Origin of the sequence: Streptomyces sp. NPDC060194, from assembly GCF_042728285.1 — a bacterium.
In the GTDB taxonomy this organism is placed as follows: Bacteria; Actinomycetota; Actinomycetes; order Streptomycetales; family Streptomycetaceae; genus Streptomyces.
Genome location: NZ_JBHWZH010000257.1, coordinates 1 through 3,736 on the forward strand (window position 1 = coordinate 1; position 3,736 = coordinate 3,736).

The 3,736-nt window shown below is 71.1% G+C and carries 2 protein-coding genes; one reads left to right on the forward strand and one right to left on the reverse strand.

The window, feature by feature from the left end; all coding sequences use genetic code 11:
- Nucleotides 1-30 precede the first annotated feature (30 nt).
- A complete protein-coding gene (gene lysS / locus ACFWEG_RS28520; RefSeq protein ID WP_387220869.1) occupies nucleotides 31-1,791 on the reverse strand; it encodes a lysine--tRNA ligase in 1,761 nt (586 codons plus the stop codon).
- 131 nt (nucleotides 1,792-1,922) lie between these two features.
- Here lysS and argS point away from each other — a divergent pair, with 131 nt between their 5' ends.
- Nucleotides 1,923-3,698, forward strand: a complete 1,776-nt coding sequence (gene argS / locus ACFWEG_RS28525; RefSeq protein ID WP_387220871.1) for an arginine--tRNA ligase — start codon at nucleotides 1,923-1,925, stop codon at nucleotides 3,696-3,698.
- Nucleotides 3,699-3,736: the final 38 nt, after the last annotated feature.

A 3,736-nucleotide genomic window follows, 5' to 3' on the forward strand; every position in this document is an offset into this window, starting at 1 on the left:
GCCTCTGGGGAGGCCGCCCCTTACGCGTGCTCAGACCGCGAGCAGCTTGCGGACGCGGTCCGCTCCCACCGCGAGGAGCAGCGTGGGCAGGCGGGGGCCGGTGTCGCGGCCGACGAGCAGGTTGTACAGGAGCGCGAAGAACGTCCGCTGGGCGATCTTGAGCTCCGGCGTCGGCTTGGCGTCGGGCTCGAGACCGGCCTGGACCTTCGGCACGCCGTAGACGAGCGTGGTCAGGCCGTCGAGCGACCAGTGGGTGTCCAGGCCCTCGACGAGCAGCCGCAGCGACTCGCGGTCCTGCTCGCCGAGCGAGCCGAGCAGCTCGGCGTCGGGCTCCGCGCGGACGACCGTCCGCGACTCGGCCGGCACCTGCGTGGTGATCCACTCCTCCGCGCGGTCCAGACGCGGCCGCACCTCGTCGAGCGAGGTGACGGGCCGCTCCGGGTCCAGTTCGGCGAGGATCCGCAGCGTCTGGTCCTCCGCCCCGGCGGTGATGTCGGCCACCGACGCGAGCGTCCGGTAGGGCAACGGGCGCGGCGTGCGCGGGAGTTCGCCGTCCGCCGTGCCCACGGCCCGCAGGTGCGCGGAGGCGTCGGCGGGCAGGACGGTGCCGTCGGCGACCTTGGCCTCCAGCTTGTCCCACTCGTCGTAGAGCCGCTGGATCTCCTGGTCGAAGGCGATCTTGAAGGACTGGTTGGGACGGCGGCGGGCGTAGAGCCAGCGCAGGAGCTGCGGCTCCATGATCTTCAGCGCGTCGCCCGGGGTGGGGACCCCGCCCTTGCTGGACGACATCTTCGCCATGCCGCTGATCCCGACGAACGCGTACATCGGCCCGATCGGCTGCTCCCCGCCGAACAGGGTGACGATCTGCCCGCCGACCTGGAACGACGACCCGGGCGAGGAGTGGTCGACGCCGCTCGGCTCGAAGACGACGCCCTCGTAGGCCCAGCGCATCGGCCAGTCGACCTTCCAGACCAGCTTCCCGCGGTCGAACTCGCTCAGCCGCACGGTCTCGCCGAAGCCGCAGACGTCGCAGGTGTACGTCAGCTCGGTGGTCCCGTCGTCGTACGCCGTGACCGTGGTGAAGTCCTTGCCGCAGCCCTCGGCGCCGCAGTACGGCTTGTACGGGAAGTACCCGGCGGCGCCCTGGCTGCCGTCGTCCTCGGCGGCCGCGCCGGAGCCCTCGGCGGCCTCCAGCTCGGCCTCGTCGAGCGGCTTCTGCGAGGCCTTCTTCGGGGCCTTCTTGGTGCGGTACTGCGCCAGGATCGCGTCGATGTCGCCGCGGTGGCGCATCGCGTGCAGGACCTGCTCGCGGTAGGCGCCGGAGGTGTACTGCTCGGTCTGGCTGATCGGGTCGTAGGTGACGCCCATCGCGTCCAGCGCCTCGACCATCGCGGCCTTGAAGTGCTCCGCCCAGTTCGGGTACGCGGACCCGGCGGGCGCGGGGACGGCCGTCAGCGGCTTGCCGATGTGCTCCGACCAGGACGCGTCGACGCCCTCGACGCCGTTCGGCACCTTGCGGTAGCGGTCGTAGTCGTCCCAGGAGATCAGGTGCCGGACCCGGTACCCGCGCCGCCGGACCTCGTCCGCGACCAGGTGCGGGGTCATGACCTCGCGCAGGTTGCCCAGGTGGATCGGGCCCGACGGGGAGAGGCCGGAGGCGACGACGACCACGTGCGGGGCGTCGGCGTCGGACGGCTCTTTGGCCGCGGCACGTCGCTCCGATTCGGCGATGACCTCGTCCGCGAAACGGGAGACCCAGTCGGTCTCGGTGCTCTGAGCCACGATCGGCACGTCCTCACTCACTGGTAGCTCTCAAGGGAGCCTCCATCCTCCCAGGTCCCTCCGGCGTTGCGAAAACGGATGGACGCCGCATGGGAGAATGGGGCGATCACCCAGCCCTCTACGGAAACGGCAGCCAGCTGATGGCCTCGGTCACGTCCCTCGCCTCCACGCTCCAGCAGCTCCTCGCGGACGCCCTCACGGCGGCCCAGGCCACCGACGGCCCCGCGGACCCGCTGCTGCGCCGAAGCGACCGGGCGGACTTCCAGGCCAACGGCATCCTGGCGCTCGCCAAGAAGGCCAAGGCCAACCCGCGCGAGCTCGCCACCACCGTGCTCGCCGCGCTGCCCGCGAACGAGCTGGTCAAGGACATCGAGGTCTCCGGACCCGGCTTCCTCAACATCACCCTGACCGACCGGGCGATCACCGAGACCCTGGCCGCCCGGGCCGCCGACGCCGACCGGCTCGGCGTCGCGAAGGACCCGGCGGCCGGCACCACGGTCATCGACTACGCGCAGCCGAACGTGGCCAAGGAGATGCACGTCGGCCACCTGCGGTCCGCGGTGATCGGCGACGCCATGGCGAAGATCATGGAGTTCGCCGGCGAGAGCGTCGTCCGGCGGCACCACATCGGCGACTGGGGCACCCAGTTCGGCATGCTCATCCAGTACCTCACCGAGCACCCGCACGAGCTGGACCACAGCCCGGCCGCCGGGCAGTCCGAGGAGGCGGCCGGCGAGGAGGCCATGTCCTCCCTCAACCGGATCTACAAGGCCGCCCGGGCCCTGTTCGACTCCGACGAGGAGTTCAAGGCCCGCAGCCGGGACCGGGTGGTCCAGCTCCAGGCCGGCGACCCCGAGTCGGTCGCGCTGTGGCAGCGCTTCGTCGACGAGTCGAAGGTCTACTTCTTCTCCGTCTTCGACAAGCTCGAGATGGACATCCAGGACGCGGACATCGTCGGCGAGTCCGGCTACAACGACATGCTCGAGGAGACCTGCCGGATCCTGGAGGAGTCCGGCGTCGCCGTGCGCTCCGAGGGCGCGCTGTGCGTCTTCTTCGACGACGTGAAGGGCCCGGACGGCAACCCGACCCCGCTCATCGTCAAGAAGACCAACGGCGGCTACGGCTACGCGGCCACCGACCTCTCCGCGATCCGGGACCGGGTCGGCAACCTCAAGGCCGACACGCTCCTCTACGTCGTCGACGTGCGGCAGTCGCTGCACTTCAAGATGGTTTTCGAGACCGCCCGGCGGGCCGGCTGGCTGACCGACGAGGTCACCGCCCACCAGCTGGGCTTCGGCACGGTCCTCGGCCAGGACGGCAAGCCGTTCAAGACCCGGGAGGGCGAGACGGTACGGCTCGTCGACCTGCTCGACGAGGCGATCGAGCGGGCGTCCTCGGTCGTCCGGGAGAAGGCCCAGGACCTTGACGAGGACGAGATCGCCGAGCGGGCCGCGCAGGTCGGCATCGGCGCGGTGAAGTACGCGGACCTGTCCACGTCGGCCGCGCGGGACTACAAGTTCGACCTCGACCAGATGGTCTCGCTCACCGGCGACACCAGCGTGTACATCCAGTACGCGCACGCCCGGATCCGGTCCATCCTGCGCAAGGCCGGGGACGCGGCCCCCGTCGCGCACCCGGAGCTCGAACTCGCCCCCGCCGAGCGGGCGTTGGGCCTCCACCTCGACGCCTTCGGCGCCGTCCTCACCGAGGTCGCCGCGGAGTACGCCCCGCACAAGCTGGCCGGCTACCTCTACCAACTGGCCTCGCTGTACACGACGTTCTACGCCGAGTGCCCCGTCCTCAAGGCCGAGACCCCCGCCCAGGTCGAGAACCGCCTCTTCCTCTGCGACCTCACCGCCCGGACCCTCCACCGGGGCATGTCCCTCCTCGGCATCCACACCCCCGAGCGCCTCTGACCGCACACGGAGGAGCCCCCGCCGGATCCGTCCGGCGG